The organism is Novosphingobium sp. YAF33 (genome assembly GCF_052113265.1).
Classification (GTDB): domain Bacteria; phylum Pseudomonadota; class Alphaproteobacteria; order Sphingomonadales; family Sphingomonadaceae; genus Novosphingobium.
The window spans coordinates 424,188-449,236 of sequence record NZ_JBFRCW010000006.1 but is presented as its reverse complement, the minus strand read 5'-3'; the positions used below and the strand labels follow the sequence as shown (position 1 = coordinate 449,236).

Here is a 25,049-nt window from a genome sequence, read left to right as displayed (position 1 = left end):
AATTCCGGTCCTTTTCACCGAACCTCGTCCATCAACTGGCGCATTTTCCGCACGCTGGTTTCCAGCCCGCAGAAGATCGCCTCACCGATAAGGTAATGGCCGATGTTGAGTTCCGCCAGTTGCGGAATGGCGGCCACTGGCTGGACGTTGTCGTACGTGAGGCCGTGGCCGGCGTGAGGCTCGATGCCGTTCTTCGCGGCCAGCGCGGCCATGTCGACGATGCGGCGCAGTTCCACCGCAACCTGCTCGCCTTCGGCATGGGCATATTCGCCGGTGTGGAACTCCACCACCGGGGCGCCCAGCTTCATCGCCGCTTCGATCTGCCGAGGCTCGGGCGCGATGAACAGGCTGACGCGGATGCCGGCGTCCGACAGGCGGGCGACGATCGGGGCGAGCCGGTTGTGCTGGCCGGCCGCATCCAGTCCGCCCTCGGTCGTGCGTTCCTCGCGGCGCTCCGGCACGATGCAGGCGGCATGCGGCCGGTGGCGCAGCGCGATCTCGAGCATCTCGTCGGTGGCGGCCATTTCGAGGTTGATCGGCAGGCCGGTGGCCTCGAACACCCGCTGGAGGTCTTCGTCGCGAATGTGGCGGCGATCCTCGCGCAGATGGACGGTAATGCCGTCACCCCCCGCCTGGGCCACGATCTGCGCGGCACGCGCCGGATCGGGATGCTCGCCGCCGCGCGCGTTGCGGATGGTGGCGACGTGGTCGATATTGACACCGAGACGCAGACGGGAAGGGGTGAGGACGTTCATTCGCTCATCCTGAACGGGATAGGGGGCGGGCGGAAGATCGGCGGGGATCAGGGCTGGGCGCGGCTGCCCGGCTTGATCGCGGGGGTTGCGGCCAGTTCGGCCGGCAGCTCGTCCGCGGCGTACGTCGGGAAGTTCAGCGCCACCAGCGGGAAGAAGGGCACGCCGAGGTCCACCGCGCCCGCCGAACGGTCGATCAGCGATGCGGCCGCGACCACTTCGCCGCCGGCTTCCTCGATGGCCTTGATCGCCTCGCGGCTGGAAAGACCGGTGGTGACCACGTCCTCCACCATCAGCACTTTGTCGCCCGCTTCCAGCGAAAAGCCGCGGCGCAGTTCGAAAGTGCCGGTCGGGCGTTCCACGAACATGGCGTCGACCTGGAGGGCGCGGCCCATTTCCTGGCCGATGATGACCCCGCCCATGGCCGGCGAGACGACCTTGGTGATGGACTTGCGAATATCGTGGGGGAGTTTTGCAGCCAGGGCGACGGCGAGTCTCCCGGCGCGGTCCGGGTTCATCAGAACGCGGGCGCACTGGAGGTAGAAAGCGCTGTGTCGACCCGAGGAAAGCAGGAAATGCCCCTCAAGCAAGGCCTTGCTGGCGCGGAACTCGGCGAGGACTTCTTCTTCCTGCATCGACGGGTAATCCTTTGGTGCAATTTGCAATGTTCTGGCAGGGCGTCATGGACGCTTGCGTCAAAAATCCCCTAGAGGCGCTTGAGACAGGCGGCAAGGCCGCGTATAGCCCCCGGTGAAGGGGGGCACCAAGCCTCCGCAATAGGGGTGCGCGCTTGGGAGGCGACTCACTTGGGCGTTCATAAAGAAAACGGAAGCGCTATAACCATGATATTGGGCAAAACCGTTCGTACTTTGGGCGAGGCTGCAAGAGCTCTCGGTCTATATTCCGTCGCGGCCATGGCGTTCTCGTCGACTTTGGCAGTTTCTTCCGCAATCGCGGCGCCGGCTGCTTCGGCTGTCGTTCCGGCACCCGTCGCCAGCTATACGCCGCTGAAGCCGACCCCCGGCATCGGCATGCCGGTAGAGGGCGGAATCGGCCTCCAGCAGCAGTTTTCCAAGCTCGGCGAATATGGCGAGTGGATCCACGACGGCGTGCTGATGCCGATCATCACGGTCATCACGCTCTTCGTGCTGCTGCTCATCGTCATCATCGCGGTGCGCTACAATCGCCGCGCCAATCCGGTGGCCTCCAAGACCAGCCACAACACCATCCTCGAAGTGGTGTGGACGCTGGTTCCGGTGCTGGTCCTGATCGGCATCGCGGTTCCTTCGATCGACCTCATCGCCAAGCAGTACAAGCCGGCTCCCAAGGGCGCGCTGACCATCAAGGTCACGGGCAACCAGTGGTTCTGGACTTACGGCTATCCCGACAATGGCGACTTCGAGGTCGTCTCCAACATGCTCAACCTGCCCGGCCAACCGATCATCAACAACGGCGTGCGCGAAGTGGGCTCCAAGCCCTGGGACGGCCCCTCGCATCTTGAGGTGGACAACCGCATGGTCGTGCCGGTGGGCGAACCGATCCGTCTGCAGATCACCGCGGCGGACGTGATTCACTCGTTTGCCGTGCCTTCGCTCTGGTTCAAGCTCGACGCCGTGCCCGGCCGCATCAACGAAAAGGTGCTGCTGGTCGAAAAGCCCGGCGTCTATTACGGCCAGTGCTCGGAACTGTGCGGCGCCAAGCACGGCTACATGCCGATCGCGGTCGAGGCGCTGCCGCGCGCCCAGTACGATGCCTGGGTCCTGACGCACGCCGGCGGCGTGATCGACGGACAGGCCAAGCCCGCCGCTGCCGCAGCAGCAGCGGCACCCGCAATGAGCCCTGGCGCCGTCGCCACGGCCGAAGCGACGGAGGCCTCGGCCTCCGAAGCCACCGCCGCAGCAGAATAAGCGCGAATCGAAGGACAGGGCTCCACCATGGCAACCACCGTTCCAGAACATTTCCAAGGGCATGCCGATCATCACGGCCATGCCGACCACGACCACAAGCCGAGCTTCTTCGCGCGCTGGTTCATGTCCACCAACCACAAGGACATCGGCACGATGTACCTGATCTTCGCGATCTTCGCGGGGATCATCGGCGGTGCCTTCTCCGGCATGATGCGCATCGAGCTGGCCGAACCGGGCATCCAGTACCTCGATATCTTCGCGCGCTGGTTCGGCGCGACGAACCCTGATTTCAACTCGACGCTGCATGTCTGGAACGTGCTCATCACCGCCCACGGCCTGATCATGGTGTTCTTCATGGTCATGCCGGCGATGATCGGCGGATTCGGCAACTGGTTCGTGCCGCTCATGATCGGCGCGCCGGACATGGCCYTSCCGCGCATGAACAACATCTCGTTCTGGCTGACCGTGGCGGGCTTCATCTCGCTGCTGTGCTCCGCCTTCGTGCCCGGCGGCACGGGTCTCGGCGCGGGTACCGGCTGGACGGTCTATGCGCCGCTCTCGACCACCGGCTCGCCCGGTCCCGCGGTCGATTTCGGCATCTTCGCGCTGCACCTTGCCGGTGCCGGCTCGATCATGGGCGCGATCAACTTCATCACCACGATCTTCAACATGCGTGCTCCCGGCATGACCATGCACAAGATGCCGCTGTTCGTGTGGTCGGTGCTGGTCACCGCCTTCCTGCTGCTGCTCTCGTTGCCGGTCCTGGCGGCCGCGATCACCATGCTGCTGACCGACCGCAACTTCGGCACCACCTTCTTCGATCCTTCGGGCGGCGGCGATCCGGTGCTCTACCAGCACCTGTTCTGGTTCTTCGGCCACCCCGAAGTCTACATCATGATCCTGCCCGGCTTCGGCATCATCTCGCAGATCGTCTCGACCTTCTCGAAGAAGCCGGTGTTCGGCTACCTCGGCATGGCCTACGCCATGGTCGCCATCGGCGTGGTCGGCTTCATCGTCTGGGCGCACCACATGTACGCCACCGGCATGTCGGTGAACACCAAGATGTACTTCACCGCCGCCACCATGGTCATCGCGGTGCCCACGGGCATCAAGATCTTCTCGTGGATCGCGACGATGTGGGGCGGTTCGGTCGAGTTCAAGAGCCCGATGGTCTGGGCCATCGGCTTCATCTTCCTCTTCACCGTCGGCGGCGTGACCGGCGTGGTGCTGGCGAACGGCGGCGTCGACGACGTGCTGCACGACACCTACTATGTCGTGGCGCACTTCCACTACGTGCTGTCGCTGGGTGCCGTCACCGCGCTCTTCGCCGGGTTCTACTACTGGTTCCCGAAGATGAGCGGCCGGATGCATTCCGAGTTCCTCGCCCACGTCCACTTCTGGATCTTCTTCATCGGCGTGAACATGATCTTCTTCCCGATGCACTTCCTCGGGCTGCAGGGCATGCCGCGTCGCTATCCGGACTATGCCGAGGCGTACCAGCACTGGAACCACGTCGCGACGATCGGCTACATGGTCATGGCGACCAGCCTGGTGGTCTGGCTGATCAACATGCTCTACGGGGCTGACCCGGGACGACGCCCGATTCGCAAGGAACTCGCTTTTCGCGACTTTGCGGGTGTATGGGGCCAACCACCATGACGACAACGAGTCCCTCTCCCGCCGCAACGCTCCCCGCCGATTGGCGCGACCTTTTCGCGCTGACCAAGCCGCGGGTGATGAGCCTGGTGATCTTCACCGGCCTCTGCGGCCTGCTTGCCGCGCCGGAACGGATCCATCCGGTCCTCGCCTTCACCGCCATCCTCTGCATCGCCATGGGCGCCGGCGGTGCCGCCGCGCTGAACCAGTGGTGGGAGGCCGATCTCGACGCCGGGATGAAGCGCACCGCGAAGCGCCCCCTGCCGCAAGGCCGGCTGGACCGCACGACCGCGCGCGATTTCGCGGGCGTGCTCTGCGCCGTCTCGGTCTTCCTGATGGGCTTTGCAGTCGGCTGGTTGCCCGCCGCGATCCTGGCGATCTCGATCGTCTACTATGCCGTCATCTACACGATCTGGCTCAAGCCGCGCACACCGCAGAACATCGTGATCGGCGGCGGCGCCGGGGCCTTCCCGCCGCTGATCGGCTGGGTGGCCGTCACCGGCGAGATCACGCTGATGCCGGTGCTGCTCTTCGCCATCATCTTCTTCTGGACCCCGCCGCACTTCTGGGCGCTCGCGCTCTTCGTGAAGAGCGATTACGCCAAAGTCGGCATCCCGATGATGCCGGTGGTCGCGGGCGAGAAGGCGACGCGGCACCAGATCCTGCTCTACGCCGTCCTCCTGCTGCCGCTTTCGGCGCTGCCCTGGTGGTTCGGTGCCCATGCGATCTACGGCGTTTCCGCCCTGGTCCTCTCCACGCTGTTCCTGGCGCTTTCCATCCGTGTCGGCCTGCGCGAACGCAGCGGGCCGGACGATGACATGAAGCCGGAAAAGCAGCTTTTCGCCTATTCGGTGCTCTACCTCTTCGCCCTGTTCGCGGCGCTGGTGGTGGATCGCTTCATCGTCCTGTGAAAGATCGAAGCATGAACGACGTCCAGCAGCCCGATCCCCGCACGCCGCAGCAGATTCGCCGGAGCCGCAACCGCGTGCTGGCGCTCAGCCTGGCGGGCTTCGTGGTACTGGTGTTCTTCATCTCGATCGCGAAGATGAGCTGATGGCAGGCGCAGCCGCTCCTTCCACCGACGGCAAGACGCGCAGCAACCGGCGCGTCGCTTTCATCGCCCTGTCGATGGCTCTCGGCATGCTGGGGCTGGGCTATGCCTCGGTGCCGCTCTACCGGATCTTCTGCCAGGTGACCGGCTATAACGGCACCACCCGCCGGGCGGACGAGGCGCAGGCGGCAGCCGTGCAGGTGACCGACAAGACCGTGTCGATTCGCTTCGACGCCAATGTCGAGCGCGGCATGCCCTGGCAGTTCAAGCCGCTCCAGCGCACCGACACGGTGACCATCGGCGAGCGCGACATGGCGCTTTTCTGGGCCAAAAACGATTCGGACAAAGTGATCACCGGCACGGCGAGCTTCAATGTGGAGCCCGAGCAGGCAGCGCGCTACTTCAACAAGATCCAGTGTTTCTGCTTCACCGAGCAGACGCTCCAGCCGGGCGAAGCGGTGAAGATGCCGGTGATCTACTACGTCGATCCGGCGTTCCTGAACGACCCGGATAACAAGGACGTGGAGCAGATCACGCTCAGCTATACCTTCCATGTCACCAGCACCTCGGATGCAAAGACACTGGACCACAGCCAAACGGGCGGTTAAGTCCCGGTACGGGAAACAAATCACGGGGGGAGCATTACCCCACCGGAAGAATCGAACACTGAAGTTTCGAGAACGGGGACGAAGGCACCATGGCCGGTACCAAGAATCACGATTACCATATTCTGCCGCCGGACATTGCGCCGCTGGCGACCACCATCGGTGCGCTCACGTTCACTTCGGGCATGGTCCTGTTCATGCACGACATGGCGGGCGGCAAGTTCGTGCCCTGGCTGGGCCTCGCGATCCTGCTCGCCTCGATGTTCATGTGGTTCTCCAAGATCGTCAATGAAGCCCATGCCGGCGATCACACGCCGGTCGTGCAGCTTCACCAGCGCTACGGCATGATCCTGTTCATCGCTTCGGAAGTGATGTTCTTCGTCGGCTGGTTCTGGGCCTTCTTCGACTTCTCGCTGTTCCCTTCGACGCTTGCCGAAGTGGTCGGTGGCCAGTGGCCGCCCAAGGCGATCGAAGCCGTCATGGACCCGTTCGACCTGCCGCTGCTCAACACGCTGATCCTGCTCTGCTCGGGCACGACCGTCACATGGGCGCACCATTCGCTGATCCACGGTGACCGCGAAGGGCTGAAGAAGGGGCTCTGGGCCACGATCCTGCTCGGCCTGTTGTTCTCCAGCATCCAGGCTTACGAATATATCCATGCGCCCTTCCCCTTCGGGAAGAACACCTATGGCTCGGCCTTCTACATGGCCACGGGCTTCCACGGCTTCCACGTCATCGTCGGCACCATCATGCTGATCGTTTGCCTGAAGCGCACCTACAACGGCGATTTCACGCCGCGCCAGCACTTCGGCTTCGAAGCCGCGGCCTGGTACTGGCACTTCGTGGACGTGGTCTGGCTGTTCCTTTTCATCGCCATCTACGTCTGGGGCGGCTGGGGCTATCCCACGCACTGACCGGCCGGCCTGCCGGTCAACGGCAGTCCCATCGTTCGAACAGGAGGGCAGCCGCGCACCGCGTCTGCCCTCTTTCGGTTGAATGACCCAAGGAACGTCCATGCGCCCGATCCCCCTGATCCCCACGTTCCTGGTGCTGGTGGCGGTGGCCGTCATGGTCTCGCTCGGCTTCTGGCAGTTGCGCCGCCTTCACGAGAAGGAGGCTTTGCTGGCGCACTACGCCAGCGCCAAAGGCGCGGCGCAGGAAGTGGCATGGCCGCGCGATCGGGCCGGGCAGGAAGACCTGCTGTACCGCCGCGCCCGGCTCGACTGCGCGACCGTGACCGGCCATTCGAGCATCGCCGGCCGCAACGACAAGGACGAATCGGGCGCGGCACAAACGGCGGACTGCACCCTTGCGGATGGAACCCGTGCCCTGGTCGTGCTTGGATGGTCGCGCTTGCCGATGGCGGCGGGCGGCTGGGAAGGCGGCCCGGTTCACGGCATCGTGGCGCCGGGCCCTCGGCTCGTGGCGACTCCTCCGCTTGCAGGGCTGGAGGCGAACGCCATTCCCGATCCCTCGGAGATTCCCAACAACCACTTCGCCTATGCGATCCAGTGGTTCCTCTTCGCGGCGACCGCGCTGGTGATCTACACGCTGGCGTTGATGAAGCGGGGGCAGAAGTAAGCTCGCACGCCATTCGCAGGCGGCGGGCGCGGCGTGCCACGAGGCGATGATGCGCGGCGTCGAGGGAGGGCGTGAGCTGCCTGCACTCTGGCCGCGCCTTTGTTGCCCGCGTCGATCGGTCCCGATCTACGCCCCCCTTTAGGAATTGTTCGCGCGCCAGCCCAACGACAGGCTTTTCATTTCGCGCCCCTGCGGCTAACCGCGCCACCATGGATTACATCAGCACCCGCGGCAGCGCACCGGCGCTCGATTTCGAAGGCGCCACGCTCGCCGGCCTCGCATCGGACGGCGGCCTTTATGTGCCGCGTGAGTGGCCGCGCTTCTCCGGCGAAGAGATCGCCGCGATGGCGGGCCTGCCTTATGCCGAGCTGGCGGCGAAAATCATGTTCCCCTTCGTCGAGGGCAGCCTGACCTACGACCGGCTGCTGGAACTGACCACCCAGGCTTACGGCCGCTTCGCGCACAAGGCGGTGACGCCGCTGAAGCAGCTCGATGAGCAGCAGTGGGTGCTGGAACTGTTCCATGGCCCGACGCTGGCGTTCAAGGACGTGGCGCTGCAACTGCTGGGCCTGCTGTTCGAGGAATTCCTCGGCCGTTCGGAGCGTAACCTGACGATCGTCGGCGCCACTTCGGGCGATACCGGATCGGCCGCGATCGACGCGGTGGCCGGCCGCGCCAAGGTCGATATCTTCATGCTGCACCCCAAGGGCCGGGTGTCCGACGTGCAGCGCCGCCAGATGACGACGGTGCTGGCACCCAACGTTCACAACGTGGCGATCGACGGCTCGTTCGACGACGCGCAGGCGACCGTGAAGCGCATGTTCAACGACAAGGCGATGACCGACCGCTTCGCCATCGGCGCGGTGAACTCGATCAACTGGGCGCGCCTGATGGCCCAGGTGGTTTACTACTTCGCTGCCGGTCTCCAGCTGGGCGCGCCGCACCGCAAGGCCGCCTTCTCGGTGCCGACCGGCAACTTCGGCGACGTGTTCGCCGGCTATGTCGCCGCGCAGATGGGTCTTCCGGTCGAGAAGCTGATCGTCGCCACCAATGTGAACGACATTCTCCACCGCGCGCTGGCAGACGGCGACTATTCGCAGGGCACCGTCACGCCCACCGCCGCTCCGTCGATGGACATCCAGGTCTCGTCGAACTTCGAACGCCTGCTGTTTGACCTCGGCGGCCGCGACGGTCAGGCACTCGCCGCGCAGATGGCCGGATTCGAAGCGACCAAGGCCATGCAGCTCACCAATGCGCAGCGCGAGGGCGCGGCCGCGCTGTTCGCTTCTGCCCGTACCGATGCCGACGAGATGGCCTCCACCATCCGCTGGGCCTGGGAGAACTGCGGCGAACTCATCGATCCGCATACCGCCTGCGGCCTGTTCGCGGCGCGCAACGCCGGAATCGACGCGAGCGTCCCGGTGGTCACGCTGGCGACCGCGCATCCCGCCAAGTTCCCCGACGCCGTCGAACGTGCCACCGGCCAGCGCTCGGGCCTGCCCGCGCGCGTCGGCGACTTGTTCGAGCGTGAAGAGAAGTGCGTCGAACTCACCGGCGACTACGATTCGATCGCCGATTTCGTGGCCGAGCACGCGAGCCCGAAGGTCTGATGGCACGGCTCGAAACCCAACCCGTCATCCTCGCCGGAGAGGGCTGGGACGATTACGGCCTTGTCGATTCGGGCCACGGCCGCAAGCTGGAGCGCTATGGCGACTACCGCTTCGTGCGCCCCGAACCGCAGGCGATGTGGACTCCGCGCCTTGAAAACTGGGATGCGCACGGCGAATTCGTGCCCGGTTCGGACGAGGACGGCGGCGGCCGCTGGCAGTTCGACAAGGCCGTGCCGCGTGACGGTTGGCCGCTTGCCTGGAACGAAGTGAGCTTCACCGCGCAGTGCACGCCGTTCCGCCATCTCGGCTTTTTCCCGGACATGGCGCCGGTGTGGGACTGGATGCGCGAGATGCTGGCTGGTCGCGACGATGCCAATACGCTGAACCTGTTCGGCTACACGGGCGTCGGCACCCTGGCGCTTTCGGCGCACGGCCCCGTCACCCATGTCGATGCGTCGAAGAAGTCGGTCGGCCAGGCGCGCGAGAATGCGGCGCTGGCCGGGCTTCAGGATCGTCCGGTTCGCTGGATGATCGACGATGCCGCCAAATTTGCCGCGCGCGAAGTGCGCCGGGGCAAGCGGTACGACGGCATCATTCTCGATCCGCCGAAGTTCGGCCGCGGCCCGACCGGCGAGACGTGGCGCCTGGAGGAGAACCTCCCCGGCCTGCTCGCCGATTGCCGCCAATTGCTCGACGCGGACAGCAAGTTCCTGTTCCTCACCGTCTATGCCGTGCGCATGTCCTCGCTGGCGTTGGCCGGGCTGATGGAAGAACTGTTCCGCGACCTGCCGGGCACCATCGAGCACGGCGACCTTTCCGTTCGCGAGGACGGCGTCTCCGAAAAGGACGGGGGCCGCTTGCTGCCGACGGCAATCTTCGCGCGCTGGCGCAATAACGGCTAAAGGCCCCCGCCATGCACCTCACCGCCATGACCGATTCGCTCATTCTGGAAGTCGCCGATTTCGAACACGATGTCCTTACCGGCATCTATTCGGAAGAGACCGGCAAGCCGCAGCCGCTGCGCTTCACGATCTCCGTGCAGCTGAAGCCCATCGATCGCTACGCGCCCGATACCCCGCTCACGGCCAGCAAGAACTACATGGACCTCAAGTTCGCGGCCAGCGAAGCGCTGCCGCAGGGCGTCCACTTCAAGCTGATCGAAGCCGTAGCCGATCACGTCTGCGAAACGCTGTTCCTCCAGGACGAGCGGGTCGAGGCCGTGACGGTGAAGATCGTCAAGCTCGCGATCGCCGAAGCGGGCGAGAAGATCGGCATGACGCTCACCCGGCATCGCCGCTGAGCCGTGATCCTGCGCGTCGGACCTCTGGCGGAAGACCCGCTCGATGCCGCCGCGCAGTTCCATGCCGATATCCTGCCGCAGGTCCGCGCCGCGCTGGCGGCGGAGGCTGACCTGACGCTGGTCTTCGCCCCGGCCGGGCACGAGCATCGCGGCTGGCGGCTGTCCGTGATCCAGGCGCTGGCCCGCAGCCACGCGCCGCGGCGGGTAAACGCCCTGACCGGAGAAGGCGAGGCGGCCATTGCCGCCGCCGCTGCGTGGCTGGCCGAGGCTCCGGGCGTGACCGGGCAATACCTCCCCCTCGACGGCTCCCATTCTTTCGCTTGATGGGAATGGCGCACGGGGCCTACTATATGGGCTTCCATGAGCACTGCTGCGCCTCTCATTGACCAGTTCCAGCGCCGAATCACCTATCTGCGGCTTTCGGTGACGGATCGGTGCGACTTGCGCTGCGCTTATTGCATGCCGGAACGCATGACCTTCCTGCCCAGGAAGGACGTGCTCACACTGGATGAACTGCACGAGCTGTCGCTGGGGTTCATTGCGCGCGGCGTGACCAAGCTGCGGCTGACCGGCGGTGAGCCGCTGGTGCGGCGGGACATGATCGAACTGGTCCGCGCGCTCGGCCGCAAGCTGGGCCACGGCCTGGAAGAACTGACGCTCACCACCAACGGCACGCGCCTGCCCGAATTCGCGGACGACCTGTTCGCGGCGGGTGTGCGGCGAATCAACGTCTCGCTCGACACGCTGGACCGCGCGGCGTTCGAGAAGCTGACCCGGCGCGATTCGCTGCCGCAAGTGCTGGAAGGCCTGAAAGCCGCCAAGGCGGCTGGCTTGCGGGTGAAGATCAACACGGTCGCGCTCAAGGACGTGAACGAGCGGGAAATTCCCCGGATCGTCGCTTGGGCTCACGGCCAGGGATTCGAATCCACGCTGATCGAGGTCATGCCGCTGGGCGAAGTGGAGGAAGACCGCTTCGACCACTACCTGCCTTTGTCGGAAGTTCGCGCCGATCTCGAGGAGCGCTGGACGCTGCATCCCAGTCTCCACCGCACCGGCGGCCCCGCCCGCTACTTCGACGTGGCGGAAACCGGCGGCCGCTTGGGCCTCATCACGCCGCTTACCCAGAATTTCTGCGAGGGCTGCAACCGCCTGCGCGTCACGGCGACCGGGCAGCTATATGCCTGCCTCGGTGGTAACGAGCAGGTGGACTTGCGTGCGGCGCTGCGCAGCGCCGATCCGCAGGCCGGGCTGGACGCCGCTCTCGACACGGCGATGCGGATCAAGCCGGAGCGTCACCATTTCGCCATCGACCGGCGCGGCGCGGCGCCGGCGCTGGCCCGGCACATGTCGATGACAGGCGGCTGACATGGCGCTTGAACTCGTGTTTCTCGGCCGGCTGGAAGATCTGGCCGGCAGCTCCGGCCGCGTGGTACCCTTCGCACCTTCGCTGGCGGCGGTGATCGCAGCCTTGGAGCCGGACCTTTCCGCCGCCGTCAAGGAACCGCGCATCCGCTACGCCGTGAACGGCACGCTCGTGCAAGGCGACGTGGAACTGCGCGAGGGGGACGAAGTGGCTTTCCTTCCCCCGGTTTCCGGCGGCTGAGGTGAGCAGCACCGTTCGCCTGTCCACCGATCCCTTCGATCCTGCCGAAGCGCTGCGCCAGTTCGCCGCGGGGGTGCCGCAGGCGGGCGGTATCGTCAGCTTCCTGGGGCAGGTTCGCGAGGGCGGCGGCGTGGAAGCGCTCGAACTGCGGCACTATGCGCCGCTGACCCTGCCCGCGATGGAAGCGCTTGCCGCGCGAGTGCGTGAGCGCTGGTCGCTGGACGGCCTGCTGGTCATCCATCGCAGCGGTACCATGCAGCCGGGTGACCCGATCGTCCTGGTCGCTGCTGCCGCGCGCCACCGCCGCGATGCTTTCGCTGCGGCCGACTTCGCGATGGACCATCTCAAGAGCGAATCGTGGTTCTGGAAGCGCGAGAAAGTCGCGGGCGAATGGCGCTGGATCGAACCGCGCCCGCAGGACATCGAAGACCTCGCGCGCTGGGCCTGATCGCGGAGCGTCCGATTGCCTGAAGCGGACCCCGTTTCGTAACTTTTCCGCGGTTTGACCGGCATCAATTCCTCCGGCGCGTAAACGGCCCATGGGTGCTCCACAAGGAGATCACGCCATGACGCAACGTCTCGACAAGCAACGACTTCGCGAGCTGGCCATCGCGGTCAGCTTACCCGCAGGCGCCAACCCGTCGCCTGCGACCGTCGATCGCGGTTTCGGCCTGCCGACGGGCCTCTACCTCGCGACCGTCGCGCTCTATCTCGGCTTCATCGGCGTCATGGCCGCCTCGTTCCTCAATCCGGAACTGGCGATCCCGATGGTGATCTTTGCGGGTTTCGTCGTCTTCGCCTTCGCCCTGGCCAGCTACTGGACGCGCATGAAGCCCGCAAACGATACCGCGCCGCCCGATTGGGCGCAGTTCCGCGCGCGCGGCATCGAAACTTCGAGCGGAAGGCTGACTTCGGGCGAGGCGACCGTTCAGGTCCTCCTGCTTCCCGTGCTGATCCTGGGCTGGGGACTGGCCGTCGCGGTCATAGTCGCCCTGAGGTGATCCTGCCTCCCGTTTCCCGACCTGAGCCGGGGGGCTTCCGGTCGGGAACGGTCCGTTCGGACGACCCCTCCCTCGCAAGGGGGAGGGGTTTTTCGTGTCTCGACGCCTTGGAATGTGGGGCGAGGTTCAGGTCTTGAGGCGGGCGTCGAGGCCGGTGATGACGTCGTTCTGCGTGTTCACGAGGCCCTGGACCTGGCTGCGCGCGGTATCGATGGCGAGGGCGCTGGGCGATTCGTCCACCGGCTCGGCCTGCCGGGCATCGGCATAGAGCGAATCGAGATCCGCCAGGGCGGCAACGGCGCTGTCGCGGCTGGACTGAAGGGCCGCCACGGCCACTTGCGCCGAAATCCACGCATCGCTCGTGCGCGAGGACCGGGCCGCGGCCGCCACGGCGCGATCGGCGGCGGGGCGCTTGGCCGCGAACTGCTTGTCCGCGTCGCGCGCGGCGGCAACCAGCCCGTCGATTCGGGTGGTGAGGTCGGCCGTGGGCGGGGGCAGCTGCACGGGCGGCGGCGTGGGCTCGGCCGCGGCGGGCATGGCAGAGCGTTCCACCGCGCGATAGGACAGGGAGGGATAGCTCCCCGCCGTCGAGCAGGCGCTCAGGCCAAGGGCCAGCATGCCGAGGGCCAGAGCCCCCAGGGGCTGCATGGGCGCCAGCGTTCGCGCGGCTATGGGGGAAGCCTTCCGATTCGCGGGGCAGGGCGGGGTCAGCGGCTGGAAACGGGCTGGTACGCGGGTCATGGTGCTGCCATAGCATGGTCATGGCCGATCGCGAGGGCCAATCCAAGGCCATCCATGCGGATGTCCGGGTTGAATCGCGTTTCGCGGCCTGTGCCGGGCGACTCCTTGGTTGACACGAATCGGGTGGTGGACTAACGGCACCCTTCTTTCCGGTACCCCGTGCAAATGGGGACGCCGGTGCGTCGCCCGCAAGGCTCCACGGTTCCTTCCTGGACCAGAGCGGCCGGGGCAGAGTTGTTTCGGCCTGTTTAGGGCTCATTGATATTAGGTAAGGGCACCATGTTCGCAGTTGTGCGCACGGGCGGCAAGCAGTATCGGGTTGCCGCCGGAGACAAGATCGCGGTTGAAAAGCTGGCTGGTGAAGCCGGTGAGACCATCACGCTGGGCGACGTTCTGCTCGCCGGCAACGACGGCGAAGTCGCTGACGCCTCGAAGATCACGGTTTCGGCCGAGATCATCGCTCAGGCCAAGAGCGAAAAGGTCGTGGTGTTCAAGAAGCGCCGCCGCCACAACTATCGTCGCAAGAACGGCCACCGCCAGCAGATGACCCTGCTGCGCATCGTGTCCGTCGCCTGAGCCAAAGATCGGAAGGACTGAGCAATGGCACATAAGAAAGCAGGCGGTTCGTCGCGCAACGGTCGCGACTCTGCGGGCCGCCGCCTTGGCGTTAAGAAGTTCGGCGGTCAGGAAGTGATCGGCGGCAACATCATCATCCGTCAGCGCGGCACCCGCGTGTACCCGGGCGTGAACGTGGGCATGGGCAAGGATCACACCCTGTTCGCACTCGCCGAAGGTCGCGTGCGTTTCCACGACGGTAAACTCGGCCGTAAGTACGTCTCGGTAGACGCTATGGCAGAAGCCGCCGAATAATCGGATGGTCGATCAAAGGGCCATCCTGACGGGATGGCCCCGCCGATCTTCTTGAGATCGGCTGAACGAGGGAGAGGGGCCTGCCCGTCTCCCTCTTTTCGTGTCTCCCTCTCGCACGGCGCAACTGTCTTACAGAGCGACTAAGTCGTACATTTTCTTACGAATTTGCACGGATATTTCAGGCTCTCCGGACGTTGTGCGTAATCGCAATGTCACGCGCAAACCTTAGGAAAGGCGCGGGGCGGATGAGTGGAGATACTCTATGTTCGTTCGCAGCGAACGGCTGTTTCTGCGGCCCGGCTGGTCCGAGGACCAGGACGAGTTCCTGGCCTTGATCGACGACGAAAGCGTCGTGCGCAATCTGACGCGCGCGCCCTGGCCCTATACCGGCGAAGACGCCCGGCGTTTTCTGGATGCCGCGCCGGACATGCTGCTGCCGCGTTTCCTGATCACCCAGCCCGGCTCGCACGGCACGCGCATCATCGGCTGCATCGGCCTGTCCCTGCTCGATGGCGAAGCGAACCTGGGCTATTGGATCGCCCGCGACCATTGGGGGCAGGGATTTGCGAGCGAAGCCGCGCGCGCCGTGCTCTCGCTGGCCCGCGCCATCGGCCACAAGCGTATCGTCGGCAGCCACTTCGTCGACAACCCGGCCTCGGGCCGCGTGCTTGAAAAGGTCGGATTCCGGCCTACCGGGCGCGTGCTCGAACGCTACAGCGAAGGGCGCGCTGCAAGCTGCCTCTCGCGCGAATATGCCGTCGAGTTCGATTCGCCCAGCGATTGCGGCGACGATTGCGACAATTCCGGCCTAGGCAGCGCCCAGGCCATGGCGCCCAAGCGCGCCGCCTGACCTTTGTCGCGTCCCCGGCCCTGCCCGGCCGGGGACGACGATACTGCCAAATCCCTGAAAAGACAGGACTGCCGGATCGCGGCTCTCCGGCGCGCGATCGCCGGTCGACTTCTCGCGTCCGGCCGCAGCAAAAGCCGTGCATTGCAACTGGCTTTGTGCATAGTGTGTCCTGCGGACAAAATAGAAAAACGGAGAACCGTCACATGTTCATCCGCACGGAGAGATTGTTCCTGAGGCCCGGCTGGCCGGAAGACTTCGACGAACTGGTGAACGCCATTTCGGAGGAGACGGCCCAGCGCAACCCCGGCGTAGGCGAATTGCCGCGCTCGACACGCGCCATGCGCGACTATCTGGCCAAGCCGCGCGATCCGCGCCTGCCTCACCTCGTCATGTATCTGCGCGCGCCCGGCGGCCCCAAGCTGGTGGGCGGCATCGGTCTCGGCCGGATCGAGAACGAAGTGGAACTGGGTTACTGGATCGCACCGGCCCATCGCGGGCGGGGGTTCGCGCGGGAAGCCGTGCGCGCGGTGCTCGCCCAGGCGCGAACGCTGGGGCATCGGCGCGTGGTCGCCAGCCATTTTGCAGACAATCCGGCTACGCTGGATGTGCTGCAGGAGGCCGGTTTCGCGGATTCCGGGCAGGAGCGGGAGCGTTTCGCCCAAGGCAGGGCCATGCCGATCCGCGCGCGGATCTATGTTGCCAACCTTGGGGAGCGGCCGTTCCTGCGGGCACCGATGCCGACGAACGTGCTTTCGGCCTGATCGATCCGGTCAGGCCGCAGGCTCAAGCCCCGAAATTCAGGCCTGCAGTTCGAGCCACTTCGGCGCGATCAGCGGATCGATGTCCTCCACGCGCAAGTGGTCCACCGCCAGCCCCAGTTCGGGATAGGCGGCGCGGCGGCGCTTCTCGTCCGAGCGGGCCAGCGGCACCACGATCAGCCGGCGGTTGACCTTCTGCCGCCAGTTCATGCGCGCGGTGTTCTCCTGGCCCACGTAGCAGCCCTTGGTGAAGCTGACGCCGTGCAGTTCGACTGCGTTGCATTCCAGCCAGAGCGTCTCACCGTCGCCGAGTTCGGCGCGGCCTTCGGGTACGCCCATGGCGAGCCGGTGGGCGCGCCATGCCGCATCGGCGCCTTCGAATTCCGAGGGATCGGTGGGGTCGACCGGAGCGATCCAGCGTTCGCCCAGGCCATGGTGGCGGGGGTCCGGGGCGGCGCCATCACCCGTATGCGGGCGCCAGTGGACGGCAAGGGTATCGTCGCGCGCGATGTCGATGGCCCGGCGCAGGCGGTACATCGACAAGCGCTTGACCAGGGCCTCGGCTGCTTCCGCCTCGCAATCGATCAGTAGGCCGGGGCCGGCCGGCCAGACCAGGAAGTCGAACAGCGCCTTGCCCTGCGGGGAGAGCAGCGCGGCCCAGGTGGGCAGCACGCCCTTCACGTCGGCGGTGACGAGCCCTTGCAGGAACTCGGCAACGTCTTCGTTCGAATCGGGGCGGGGGGAGAGCCGGATAACGGCGCGGTCGAACAGGCGGCTGGCGGTCATGGCCGATAAGTGGGGCAGGGCGGCGGACTGCGCAAGTGTCCGAATGACAGGCCGGAAAAGCTTGGGTGACGGCGTGGCCGGGAGGTGTGGTCAGGGACAGCCGGCAAGGCGTTCGCGGATTTCATCGAGAACCCAGAGGGCGGCGGGGCCCGGCGGGCTGTCCTTGCGCCAGAGTGCGACAAGGGCATAGTCCATCGTCGGCCGCTCGGGCAGGTGAAGCTCGACCAGCTCGCCGCTCGCCAGGTCTGCGGCGATGCGGTGGCGCGGCATAGAGCCCCAGCCGATTCCCTCCTTGAGCAGCGCATGCTTGGCGCCGAGATCGGCCAGCCGCCACGAACGCGGGCTGAATACCGAGAAATCGCGGCCCTCCGTCAGCGGGGAGCGGTCGGTCAGCACCAGCTGGAGGTGCTTGCGCGCCGCGCCGGGCGGAATTGGGCCGGGGTTCGCCAGGGGGTGACCGGGCGCGGCGACCGGCACCATTTCCACGGCGCCCACCGTCTCGCGCTGGATTTCCGGCAGGTCGAGAATATCAGGTCCGGCGATGGCCAGGGTGGCGCGCCGATCCATCACCAGCGCGGCGACGGCGCCCAGAGCCTCGACATGAAGGCGCAGTGGCACGCTGGGGAACATCACCTGAAAGTCGCGCAGCAGCTTGGCGAGGACGTTGCCGGGCACCATCACGTCCACCGCCAGCGAGAGTTCGGCCTCCAGCCCCTGTCGCAGGCTGCGGACTTTGGCGAGCAGGGCATCGACGTCGTCGGCAATGGCATGGGCCTCGCTCAGCAGCGCCCGGCCCGATTCGGTGAGCCTGGGCTTTCGCGACCCCTCTCGCTCGAACAGGCGGACATCGAGCTGGGCTTCGAGCTGGGCGATGGCATAGCTCACCACCGAGATCGCCCGGCCCAGCTTGCGGGCCGCACCGCCGAAGCTGCCCTCCTCGACGACGAGCAGGAATGTGCGCAAGTGATCCAGACTGGGCGGGGCAATGTCGACCACGATGCGAAGCCTTCAGCTTAGTTGAACATCTCGATCGATTTTATCCCAATTATCCGATGACCCTGCAAGGGCTACCTGATGAGCAGGCAGACCGCATATCTGCGGCAGACTAACCCCCTTCAGGAGGGCCACATGATCGAAGTCCGTCCCTTCGCAAGCCTCGGCGCCGCCGACCACGGCTGGCTCGATGCCCACCACCACTTCTCCTTCGCCGACTATCACGATCCTGCGCGCACCAATTGGGGCCGTCTGCGGGTCTGGAACGACGACACCATCGGTCCGCGCGCCGGATTTCCGCCGCATCCACACCGCGACATGGAGATCATCACGTATGTCCGCACCGGCGCGATCACGCACAAGGACAGCCTGGGCAACGAAGGCCGCACGGGCGCCGGCGACGTCCAGGTGATGAGCGCGGGTACCGGGATCGTCCACTCCGAGTTCAATCTCGAGGATGAGGCCACCACCCTGTTCCAGATCTGGATCCTGCCCGACGAACGCGGCGAGGCTCCGGGCTGGGGCGCGCGTCCTTTCCCCCGCGGCGATCGTGCCGGTCACTTCGTCACGCTCGCCAGCGGCATCGCCGGAGACGGGGATGCCCTGCCGATCCGCGCCGATGCCCGGGTTCTGGGCGCCACCGTCAAGGCGGGTGACAGCGTGACTTACCCGACCGAACCGGGCCGCCATCTCTATCTCGTCTCTGCAAGAGGCCGGATCCTGGTGGACGACGTCGAAGCGCAGCCGCGCGACGGCGTGGCGATCACCGGTCTCGACTCCATCACCGTGACCGCGATCGAGGACGCCGAACTCGTCCTTGTCGACGCGGCCTGAACTCTCTCCCGACACTCTCAACACCAAGGAAATCGACATGACCGGACGTATTGCCCATCCCAAGGTTGAAAAGCTGATCGTCAATCGCTGGTCGCCCCGCGCGTTCGATGGCAGCGAGATCCCGCAGGAAGACCTCGACGTGATCTTCGAAGCCGCCGGCTGGGCGCCTTCGGCCTATAACGTGCAGCCCTGGACCTTTCTCTATGCCCGCAAGGGCGACGCCAACTGGGACCTGCTGCTCTCGCAGCTGATCGAGTTCAACCAGGGCTGGGCCAAGGACGCTTCGGCGATCGTCTATGTCGTGTCCGACAGCCAGATGCGTTCGGACAAGGGCAATTCGGACAACCACAGCCACAGCTTCGATGCCGGTGCGGCCTGGGCGCTGGCTGCCCTTCAGGCGCAGGCCCTGGGCTATCACACGCATGGCATGACCGGCCTGAAGTTCGGTGAGGCCGAAAAGGCGCTTGGCATTCCCGCCGACCACCGCCTCGAAGCCGCTTTCGCCATCGGCAAGATGGGTGACAAGAGCCAGCTTCCCGAGTTCCTGCAGGAGCGCGAAGTCGCCTCGGGCCGCAAGCCGGTGGCGGAAATCGCCAAGGCGGGCACTTTCGCCTGATCCAACCGGGCGTTCCGGCGCTATCCTCTCCCTTTAGCCGGCCCTCCCTCTGCCGGCCCTCCCTTTGCCGGCTTCGAGGCCCGATCCGCCACTCCCTTGGGCGGATCGGGCTTTTTCGTTCAGAACTTCCGCTTCACGCCGACCATGACCCGCTGGCTCTTGCTGCCGTCCGGCATCGAGGCGGAATCGAGGTGAACGTCGATCGAGGTGCCGCCGCCGATGTCCAGTCGGGCGCGGGGCGGTCCATCGGGAATGCTGTAGTCCGTCGAGAGCGGCGGCAGCCGTTCCTGTTCGGGATCGGGCGCGCAGACGACGATTTCGCCGGGCTTGCCCTCGGGGCAGCGGGGGCGGATGACGCTGAAACCCGCGGAGGGCGGCGCGCGCATCTGCCTAAGGTCGAATGCATCGACGGTCTGCTCGGTAACGGTGGGAGCGGAAGGTGCGGCGTCGATCGCTGGCATGGGAAGCTCCGGAGGGAACACGCAGGCAAACATCCGAAGATGGCCGATTTGCGGCAGGCCAGCGGTTTCCGGGCACCCGGCGATGACCAGACCCGTTACAATTCGTCTATCCGGGCCCCAAGCACGAGTCGCCTCGCCACGATGGTGGACATGGTTCATAGGGCGCCGCGACGGAAACCAAGTTCAGGAGAAGGGCCGGGTGGTGGCTCGAACGACAGCACGGTGGCGGGACGGATGGGGCAATAGCCGGATCGGCGGCCTGGTTGCAGGCGCGATAGGCCATCTCGGTTGGGTGCGCGGGGCCCTTGGCGGCATGCTGGGCATTGCCATTGCCGGCGGCGTGACGCTCCTGCTCGAAATGAAGGGACTGGAACAGGCGGGGCTTGCCGCGCTGCCGTTCCTTCTGGCGCCGCTCGGCGCTTCGGCGGTCCTGGTATTCTGCGTGCCTGCCAGCCCGCTGGCGCAGCCCTGGTCAGTGGTCGGCGGGAACATGGTCTCGGCCATCGTCGGGCTGACCGCGGGGCACTTGCTGGGGACGCCCTGGCTCGCGGCCTCGGTGGGCGTGGGACTGGCGATCGTGGCCATGTCGCTGACGCGCAGCCTGCATCCGCCAGGCGGCGCCTGCGCGCTGCTCTATGCGCTGGGGGCCACGGGCGACCAGTCCTGGGGCATCGGCCATCTCGTGCCCCTGGCGCTGAACCTGATATTCCTGTTCCAGTTCGGCTGGCTCTACAACAACCTGACCGGCCACCCCTGGCCGCACCACGCGCCCAAAGTGCAGCACAAGACACCCGAGCCTTATACGCGCGCGGATATCGAGGCCTTGCTGGCGGAATGGGACGAAGTGCTCGACGTCGAAGTCGACGATCTCGACGCCTTCGTCCAGGCGCTGCTGCGCAAGGGGAAGCAGGCCTGACCTGGCAGGCCTGCGCTCAGGCGGCGGCCTTGCGCTTGCGGGACAGCAGGTCCCAGCAGAACACCGCGATGGCCGTCCAGATGAACAGGAAGCAGAAAATCTGGACCGGCCGCAGCGGCTCTCCGAACACGAAGAGGCCGAGCAGGAATATGCCCGTCGGCGTCACGAACTGGATGAAGCCCAGCACCGAGAAGTCCAGCTTGCGAGCCGCGCCGGCGAAAAGCAGCAGCGGAATCCCGGTGACGATCCCGGCGCAGGCAAGCAGGAGGCTGATGTTCAGCGACTGTCCCATGGCCAGCCCCGCCGGGCCGGAAGCCTGCCAGCCCAGCAGGCCCAGCGCGGGAATCAGCAGCACCAGCGTCTCCACCGTCAGCCCCGGCAGCGATTCGACGGGGGCCAGCTTTCGCACCAGGCCGTAGCCGGCAAAGCTGAGGGCGATGCCCATGCTGATCCACAGCGTGTCCAGCGCGCCGCCCGCCAGCATGGCCACGCCGATGGCAGCGAGGCCGACCGCGGTCCATTGCAGGCGCGATAGCCGCTCGCGCAGGAAGATGGTGCCTGCCAGCACGTTGACCAGCGGGTTGATGTAGTAGCCCAGGCTCGCCGCGATGACGTGGCCTTCCATCACCGCCAGGACGTAGATCAGCCAGTTGGTGCCGATCAGCAGGCCGCTGACGGCCAGCGTGCCGAGCAGGCGCGGATTGCCGAGCGCGGCCCGAAGCTGCGCGCCCTGGCGCAGCACGGCGACCATGATGAGGCAGAAGGGCAGGGTGAACAGCAGCCGCCAGGCCACGACCTCGAACGGGGAAACCGCGTGGAGCATCGCGAAATAGAGCGGGAACAGGCACCAGATCAGATAGGCGCCGAAAGCCTGCGCAAGGCCGCCGCTACGGCGAGTGGTTTGGTGCTGCATCGAAAACCCCGTGGATCGTCCGGTGCGATAAGTGCCGAAAGGTCCGTCCGCAAGCAGTTCGTCGCAAGACGTTCCTCGCCTCGTCGATATCGCCAATTCTGACAGCCGCGTTGCGGATCGTTCAGGTTCGATGCCCTAAAGCTGAATGCGTACCGCGGATCGAGCCTCGAAAGGCCCCCTCCCCGGCAATGACGAGGAGATTTTGAGATGAACGCATTTTTCAAGGCAACCGCCCTCGCTGCCGCAACGGCCAGCCTGGCGACCGCTCTTCCCGCTTCGGCTGCCGTCAGCTACGCGCCGACCCACGAATTCCAGGCCCCCGGCGAACAGGAATACGGCCACGGCCGTGAGCGCTATTCGCGCGAAGACTATCGCCGCGGCTACGGCAACCGCGACCGCTACTATCGCGGCGACCGCCATTACCGCGGCAACGACCGTCGCTACGACTGCCGCCGCTCGAGCGGCACCACCGGCCTGCTGGTCGGCGGTGCGGCGGGCGCCCTGGCCGGTCGTGCCATCGACACCCGCGGCGACCGCGCCACCGGCACCGTCCTCGGCGCCGCCGCCGGCGCCCTGCTCGGCCGCGAAGTCGACCGCGGCGGTTCGCGCTGCCGCTGATAGAACCGGGCGCGGCTTGCGCCTGACAGGAACTGGCTTCCCCGTGAGGACGGCGACTTACGGGGGAGACCYCCCGAACTCCATCTGATGGGGGCGGGTGGGAGAGGGCGCTCGTGGCTTCGGCTGCGGGCGCCCTCGACCTGTTTCGGGGCTTCGCGCGCACAGGCGCTATATGCCGATCCTCCATTTCCCTGACCGCAAACCTTTGCCTGCGGGCCTTCCCGAATTGGGACGTGCGCGGGAATTCCAGCGGAGAGGCCTTGAATCTCCGCCATTTACCGGGAAGTCTTGGCCGATGAACTGGATGTCGGGAAGACGCATGCGATCTTCCGGGGGACAAGGACGCGACGAGGATGGCCATTTTGACGAAGGTTCCGGCGCAGCACTCCGCCGCCCCGCACTTGATGCTCCTGGCTCTGGCCGGATCGCTGGCGCTGGCGGGCTGTAATGCCAAGACGAAGAAGCCCGATGCGGCCGAGAGCGAGGCCGCTGCGTCCGGTGGTCTGGGCGATCAGATCGTGGTCGATCCCGAAATGTCCGGAGAGAGCGGCGGAACCGCGGGCAAGGACGGCCCGGTCACGCTGAAGGCGGCCGATCGCACGCCGGCGGCTATCTCCGCTGCCCGGAAATCGGCCGCGGATGCCGCGGGCGGCAAGCTCCTGCCCGCGCCGGTTCCCCAGAAAGCCAGCGCCTCGGCGCTCGCCCAGAACGCCGCGACTGCCGCGCAAGTCAGCGACAGCGCGCGCGCGGCCAAGACCGATTGCTCCGCCAAAGTTCAGTATTCCGCCGCTTGGGCCGCCAAGCTGCCCGCCGCCATCCCCGTCTATCCGCGCGGCGCCGTGAAGGAAGCCGCGGGCACTGACGCTGACGGCTGCGCGCTTCGCGTCGTCAATTACGGCACGGCGGTCTCGCCCGAGGATGTCGTCAGCTTCTACTATTCGATGGCGCAGCGCGGCGGCTATACCGCCGAATACCGCATCGACGGCGGCGACCATGTGATCGGCGGCCGCAAGGCGGGGCAAGCCTACGTGGCTTTCGTGCGCAAACTGGAAGGCGGCGTGACCGAGGTCGATCTGGTCACCAGCGGGAAGTGACGGCCCCGGGTTCGTAACGACAGGGCTGACGCCCCGGACCGTTACCGCAGTCCCACGCCGATCGCCGCGCGGGGCTGCTCCATCTCCCCGGACGCCACGGGATAGGCGCAGTAGTCCGCCGCGTAGTAGCCGGTGGGGTGGTGGTTGCCGGAAAGGCCGATGCCGCCCATCGGCGCGGCATGGCTTGGCCCGGTGGTGGTGCGGTTCCAGTTGACGATGCCGGCGCGGATATTGGCCCAGAAGCGGTTGTAGTCCTGGGGACTGCCGCCCACCAGCGAGGCGGCCAGCCCGAAACGGGTATTGTTGGCCTCGGCAATCGCCTCATCGAAATCGTCGACGCGAATCACCTGCAGGATCGGGCCGAACAGTTCGACATCGGGCCGGTCCTTCATCGCCGTGGTGTCGATGATCGCCGGGCTGAGGAACGGCAGGGCGTCGTCGGTCCGCACCAGATGCTTGATCGCCCGTCCGCCGTTGCTCAGCAGGTAGAGGAAGCTCTCGGTCAGGCCGTCGGCCGCCGGATTGTCGATCACCGGGCCCATGAAAGGCGCGGGTTCGTCGAACGGCGCGCCCACAATCACCCGGTCTGCCAGCGCCTTCACTTCCGCGATGGCCTCGTCATAGAGCGCGCTCTTCACGATCAGCCGGCGCGCCGCGGTGCAGCGCTGTCCGGCGGAGGAGAAGGCGGACTGGACGATCAGCGCTGCGGCGTCGGTCAGCTTGGGCGTGTCCCAGAGGACGATGGGGTTGTTTCCGCCCATCTCCAGCGCCACCAGCCGGTCGGGCCGGGCGGCGAGGCGGCGGTTGATCGAGATGCCGGTATTGGCCGATCCGGTGAAGAGAACGCCGTCGATCCCCTCGTGCGCCACGAAATCCTGGCCCTCCAGCGGCCCGCCCACGGCAAGCTGCATGACGGCGGCGGAAATGCCCGCGCGGTGGAAGCAGCGCGCCAGCATCTCGCCCGTGGCGGGGGCCTTTTCGCTCGGCTTGAAGATCACCGCATTGCCTGCGAGCAGGGCGGGGACAATGTGGGCGTTCGGCAAGTGCGCAGGGAAGTTGAAGGGGCCGAGCACGACCAGGACGCCGTGCGGCTTGTGGCGCACCGCCATCGTGCCCTGCAGTGCCGAATCGAACTTCCGCTGGCTGGTGCGCTCGGCATAGGCGCGGATCGAGACTTCGACCTTGGCGACGACGGTTTCGACTTCGGCGCGCGCTTCCCACAAGGGCTTGCCGACTTCGCGGGCGATGGTCGTAGCCAGGCGGTCGGCTTCCTTGCGCACTTCGTTGGCGAAGCGGCGCAGCAGTTCGATGCGCGTGGCCAGCGGCTGGGCGGCCCAGGTCGGCCAGGCGCGCCGGGCACGGCTCACCACATCGTCGACATCGCAAGGCTTGCCGCGCCAGATCTCCGCACCCGTGGCGGGTTCGTAGGAGATGATGTCCGTCACGTTCCTTGCCCGTTCCTGTCCGGCAGATCCCCGATCGCTGGCGACCGTTGCTGGCGGGGTGCTGTATGCGCTCGCTGTCGCGCCCATG

32 protein-coding genes are annotated in these 25,049 nt (G+C 66.3%); 24 read left to right on the top strand and 8 right to left on the bottom strand.

Annotated elements, in window-relative coordinates:
- Positions 1-14: 14 nt before the first annotated feature.
- The gene (locus AB4Z00_RS15000) at positions 15-755 is read right to left on the bottom strand and encodes a pyridoxine 5'-phosphate synthase (RefSeq protein WP_132268051.1); all 741 of its coding nucleotides are present in this window, start codon (positions 753-755) and stop codon (positions 15-17) included.
- Between the two features lie 47 nt (positions 756-802).
- Positions 803-1,387, bottom strand: a complete 585-nt coding sequence (pyrE, locus tag AB4Z00_RS14995) for an orotate phosphoribosyltransferase (protein WP_132268053.1) — start codon at positions 1,385-1,387, stop codon at positions 803-805.
- 207 nt (positions 1,388-1,594) lie between these two features.
- Between pyrE and coxB the strand changes: the two genes are divergently transcribed.
- From coxB to AB4Z00_RS14920, 15 genes are all read left to right on the top strand, one after another.
- Positions 1,595-2,659 (top strand): cytochrome c oxidase subunit II, encoded by a 1,065-nt coding sequence (gene coxB / locus AB4Z00_RS14990; RefSeq protein WP_132268055.1) that lies wholly within the window; start codon positions 1,595-1,597, stop codon positions 2,657-2,659.
- A 27-nt stretch (positions 2,660-2,686) separates the two neighbouring features.
- The gene (locus AB4Z00_RS14985; RefSeq protein ID WP_442046429.1) at positions 2,687-4,318 is read left to right on the top strand and encodes a cytochrome c oxidase subunit I; all 1,632 of its coding nucleotides are present in this window, start codon (positions 2,687-2,689) and stop codon (positions 4,316-4,318) included.
- Positions 4,315-5,226: a heme o synthase gene (locus AB4Z00_RS14980; protein ID WP_132268059.1), complete on the top strand. Its 912-nt coding sequence runs from the start codon at positions 4,315-4,317 to the stop codon at positions 5,224-5,226. The genes AB4Z00_RS14985 and AB4Z00_RS14980 overlap by 4 nt, the downstream gene beginning before the upstream one ends.
- An 11-nt stretch (positions 5,227-5,237) precedes the next feature.
- Positions 5,238-5,369, top strand: coding sequence for a hypothetical protein (locus AB4Z00_RS14975; RefSeq protein WP_279388332.1), 132 nt, complete (start codon positions 5,238-5,240; stop codon positions 5,367-5,369).
- The gene (locus AB4Z00_RS14970; protein WP_132268061.1) at positions 5,369-5,974 is read left to right on the top strand and encodes a cytochrome c oxidase assembly protein; all 606 of its coding nucleotides are present in this window, start codon (positions 5,369-5,371) and stop codon (positions 5,972-5,974) included. Before AB4Z00_RS14975 ends, AB4Z00_RS14970 begins: the two co-directional genes overlap by 1 nt.
- 89 nt (positions 5,975-6,063) lie before the next feature.
- A complete protein-coding gene (locus AB4Z00_RS14965; protein ID WP_132268062.1) occupies positions 6,064-6,885 on the top strand; it encodes a cytochrome c oxidase subunit 3 in 822 nt (273 codons plus the stop codon).
- A 100-nt stretch (positions 6,886-6,985) separates the two neighbouring features.
- Entirely contained in the window at positions 6,986-7,552 is a 567-nt protein-coding gene (locus AB4Z00_RS14960; protein WP_134093819.1) for an SURF1 family protein, read from the top strand.
- A 209-nt stretch (positions 7,553-7,761) separates the two neighbouring features.
- Positions 7,762-9,162 carry a threonine synthase gene (gene thrC, locus AB4Z00_RS14955; RefSeq protein ID WP_442046428.1) on the top strand — a complete coding sequence of 467 codons (1,401 nt, stop codon included), beginning with the start codon at positions 7,762-7,764 and terminating at the stop codon, positions 9,160-9,162.
- Positions 9,162-10,064, top strand: coding sequence for a class I SAM-dependent methyltransferase (locus tag AB4Z00_RS14950; protein ID WP_431568534.1), 903 nt, complete (start codon positions 9,162-9,164; stop codon positions 10,062-10,064). Before thrC ends, AB4Z00_RS14950 begins: the two co-directional genes overlap by 1 nt.
- Before the next feature lie 26 nt (positions 10,065-10,090).
- Positions 10,091-10,462: a dihydroneopterin aldolase gene (locus AB4Z00_RS14945; RefSeq protein WP_134094150.1), complete on the top strand. Its 372-nt coding sequence runs from the start codon at positions 10,091-10,093 to the stop codon at positions 10,460-10,462.
- Positions 10,463-10,465: 3 nt separating this feature from the next.
- Positions 10,466-10,786 (top strand): Rossmann fold domain-containing protein, encoded by a 321-nt coding sequence (locus tag AB4Z00_RS14940; protein WP_442046427.1) that lies wholly within the window; start codon positions 10,466-10,468, stop codon positions 10,784-10,786.
- A 36-nt stretch (positions 10,787-10,822) separates the two neighbouring features.
- Positions 10,823-11,827: a GTP 3',8-cyclase MoaA gene (gene moaA, locus AB4Z00_RS14935; protein ID WP_442046426.1), complete on the top strand. Its 1,005-nt coding sequence runs from the start codon at positions 10,823-10,825 to the stop codon at positions 11,825-11,827.
- 1 nt (position 11,828) lies between these two features.
- Positions 11,829-12,065 carry a MoaD/ThiS family protein gene (locus AB4Z00_RS14930; RefSeq protein WP_314468288.1) on the top strand — a complete coding sequence of 79 codons (237 nt, stop codon included), beginning with the start codon at positions 11,829-11,831 and terminating at the stop codon, positions 12,063-12,065.
- Position 12,066: 1 nt separating this feature from the next.
- The gene (locus AB4Z00_RS14925) at positions 12,067-12,513 is read left to right on the top strand and encodes a molybdenum cofactor biosynthesis protein MoaE (RefSeq protein WP_442046425.1); all 447 of its coding nucleotides are present in this window, start codon (positions 12,067-12,069) and stop codon (positions 12,511-12,513) included.
- Between the two features lie 118 nt (positions 12,514-12,631).
- Positions 12,632-13,066, top strand: a complete 435-nt coding sequence (locus AB4Z00_RS14920) for a hypothetical protein (protein WP_442046424.1) — start codon at positions 12,632-12,634, stop codon at positions 13,064-13,066.
- A gap of 126 nt (positions 13,067-13,192) precedes the next feature.
- Here AB4Z00_RS14920 and AB4Z00_RS14915 read toward each other — a convergent pair whose 3' ends face one another.
- Entirely contained in the window at positions 13,193-13,807 is a 615-nt protein-coding gene (locus AB4Z00_RS14915; RefSeq protein ID WP_442046423.1) for a hypothetical protein, read from the bottom strand.
- Positions 13,808-14,086: 279 nt separating this feature from the next.
- Between AB4Z00_RS14915 and rplU the strand changes: the two genes are divergently transcribed.
- The 4 genes from rplU (at position 14,087) to AB4Z00_RS14895 (ending at position 16,288) form a co-directional block, all read left to right on the top strand.
- Positions 14,087-14,383 carry a 50S ribosomal protein L21 gene (gene rplU / locus AB4Z00_RS14910; protein ID WP_132268078.1) on the top strand — a complete coding sequence of 99 codons (297 nt, stop codon included), beginning with the start codon at positions 14,087-14,089 and terminating at the stop codon, positions 14,381-14,383.
- 24 nt (positions 14,384-14,407) lie between these two features.
- Positions 14,408-14,677 carry a 50S ribosomal protein L27 gene (gene rpmA, locus AB4Z00_RS14905; protein ID WP_021233962.1) on the top strand — a complete coding sequence of 90 codons (270 nt, stop codon included), beginning with the start codon at positions 14,408-14,410 and terminating at the stop codon, positions 14,675-14,677.
- Positions 14,678-14,939: 262 nt separating this feature from the next.
- Entirely contained in the window at positions 14,940-15,527 is a 588-nt protein-coding gene (locus AB4Z00_RS14900) for a GNAT family N-acetyltransferase (RefSeq protein ID WP_442046422.1), read from the top strand.
- A 203-nt stretch (positions 15,528-15,730) separates the two neighbouring features.
- Entirely contained in the window at positions 15,731-16,288 is a 558-nt protein-coding gene (locus AB4Z00_RS14895) for a GNAT family N-acetyltransferase (RefSeq protein ID WP_132268081.1), read from the top strand.
- Positions 16,289-16,324: 36 nt separating this feature from the next.
- On the opposite strand, the gene ygfZ is transcribed toward AB4Z00_RS14895, so the two are convergent.
- Positions 16,325-17,071 carry a CAF17-like 4Fe-4S cluster assembly/insertion protein YgfZ gene (gene ygfZ / locus AB4Z00_RS14890; protein ID WP_442046421.1) on the bottom strand — a complete coding sequence of 249 codons (747 nt, stop codon included), beginning with the start codon at positions 17,069-17,071 and terminating at the stop codon, positions 16,325-16,327.
- 90 nt (positions 17,072-17,161) lie between these two features.
- Positions 17,162-18,067 (bottom strand): LysR family transcriptional regulator, encoded by a 906-nt coding sequence (locus AB4Z00_RS14885; protein ID WP_442046420.1) that lies wholly within the window; start codon positions 18,065-18,067, stop codon positions 17,162-17,164.
- Between the two features lie 132 nt (positions 18,068-18,199).
- Between AB4Z00_RS14885 and AB4Z00_RS14880 the strand changes: the two genes are divergently transcribed.
- Both AB4Z00_RS14880 and AB4Z00_RS14875 read left to right on the top strand, forming a co-directional pair.
- Positions 18,200-18,898, top strand: coding sequence for a pirin family protein (locus tag AB4Z00_RS14880; protein ID WP_442046419.1), 699 nt, complete (start codon positions 18,200-18,202; stop codon positions 18,896-18,898).
- 37 nt (positions 18,899-18,935) lie between these two features.
- Entirely contained in the window at positions 18,936-19,514 is a 579-nt protein-coding gene (locus AB4Z00_RS14875; protein WP_132268088.1) for a nitroreductase family protein, read from the top strand.
- Positions 19,515-19,633: 119 nt separating this feature from the next.
- Here AB4Z00_RS14875 and AB4Z00_RS14870 read toward each other — a convergent pair whose 3' ends face one another.
- Entirely contained in the window at positions 19,634-19,975 is a 342-nt protein-coding gene (locus tag AB4Z00_RS14870; protein ID WP_442046418.1) for a hypothetical protein, read from the bottom strand.
- Between the two features lie 202 nt (positions 19,976-20,177).
- On the opposite strand from AB4Z00_RS14870, the gene AB4Z00_RS14865 reads away from it, so the two are divergent.
- Positions 20,178-20,891, top strand: coding sequence for an HPP family protein (locus AB4Z00_RS14865; RefSeq protein ID WP_442046417.1), 714 nt, complete (start codon positions 20,178-20,180; stop codon positions 20,889-20,891).
- Positions 20,892-20,907: 16 nt separating this feature from the next.
- On the opposite strand, the gene rarD is transcribed toward AB4Z00_RS14865, so the two are convergent.
- Entirely contained in the window at positions 20,908-21,804 is an 897-nt protein-coding gene (rarD, locus tag AB4Z00_RS14860; protein WP_132268092.1) for an EamA family transporter RarD, read from the bottom strand.
- A gap of 207 nt (positions 21,805-22,011) precedes the next feature.
- On the opposite strand from rarD, the gene AB4Z00_RS14855 reads away from it, so the two are divergent.
- Together AB4Z00_RS14855 and AB4Z00_RS14850 are read left to right on the top strand one after the other, a co-directional pair.
- Positions 22,012-22,422, top strand: coding sequence for a glycine zipper 2TM domain-containing protein (locus AB4Z00_RS14855; protein ID WP_132268093.1), 411 nt, complete (start codon positions 22,012-22,014; stop codon positions 22,420-22,422).
- 353 nt (positions 22,423-22,775) lie between these two features.
- Positions 22,776-23,516, top strand: a complete 741-nt coding sequence (locus AB4Z00_RS14850; RefSeq protein ID WP_442046416.1) for a hypothetical protein — start codon at positions 22,776-22,778, stop codon at positions 23,514-23,516.
- Positions 23,517-23,557: 41 nt separating this feature from the next.
- Here AB4Z00_RS14850 and AB4Z00_RS14845 read toward each other — a convergent pair whose 3' ends face one another.
- On the bottom strand, positions 23,558-25,048 hold the full coding sequence (locus AB4Z00_RS14845) for a succinylglutamate-semialdehyde dehydrogenase (RefSeq protein WP_134093830.1): 1,491 nt from the start codon (positions 25,046-25,048) through the stop codon (positions 23,558-23,560).
- Position 25,049: the final 1 nt, after the last annotated feature.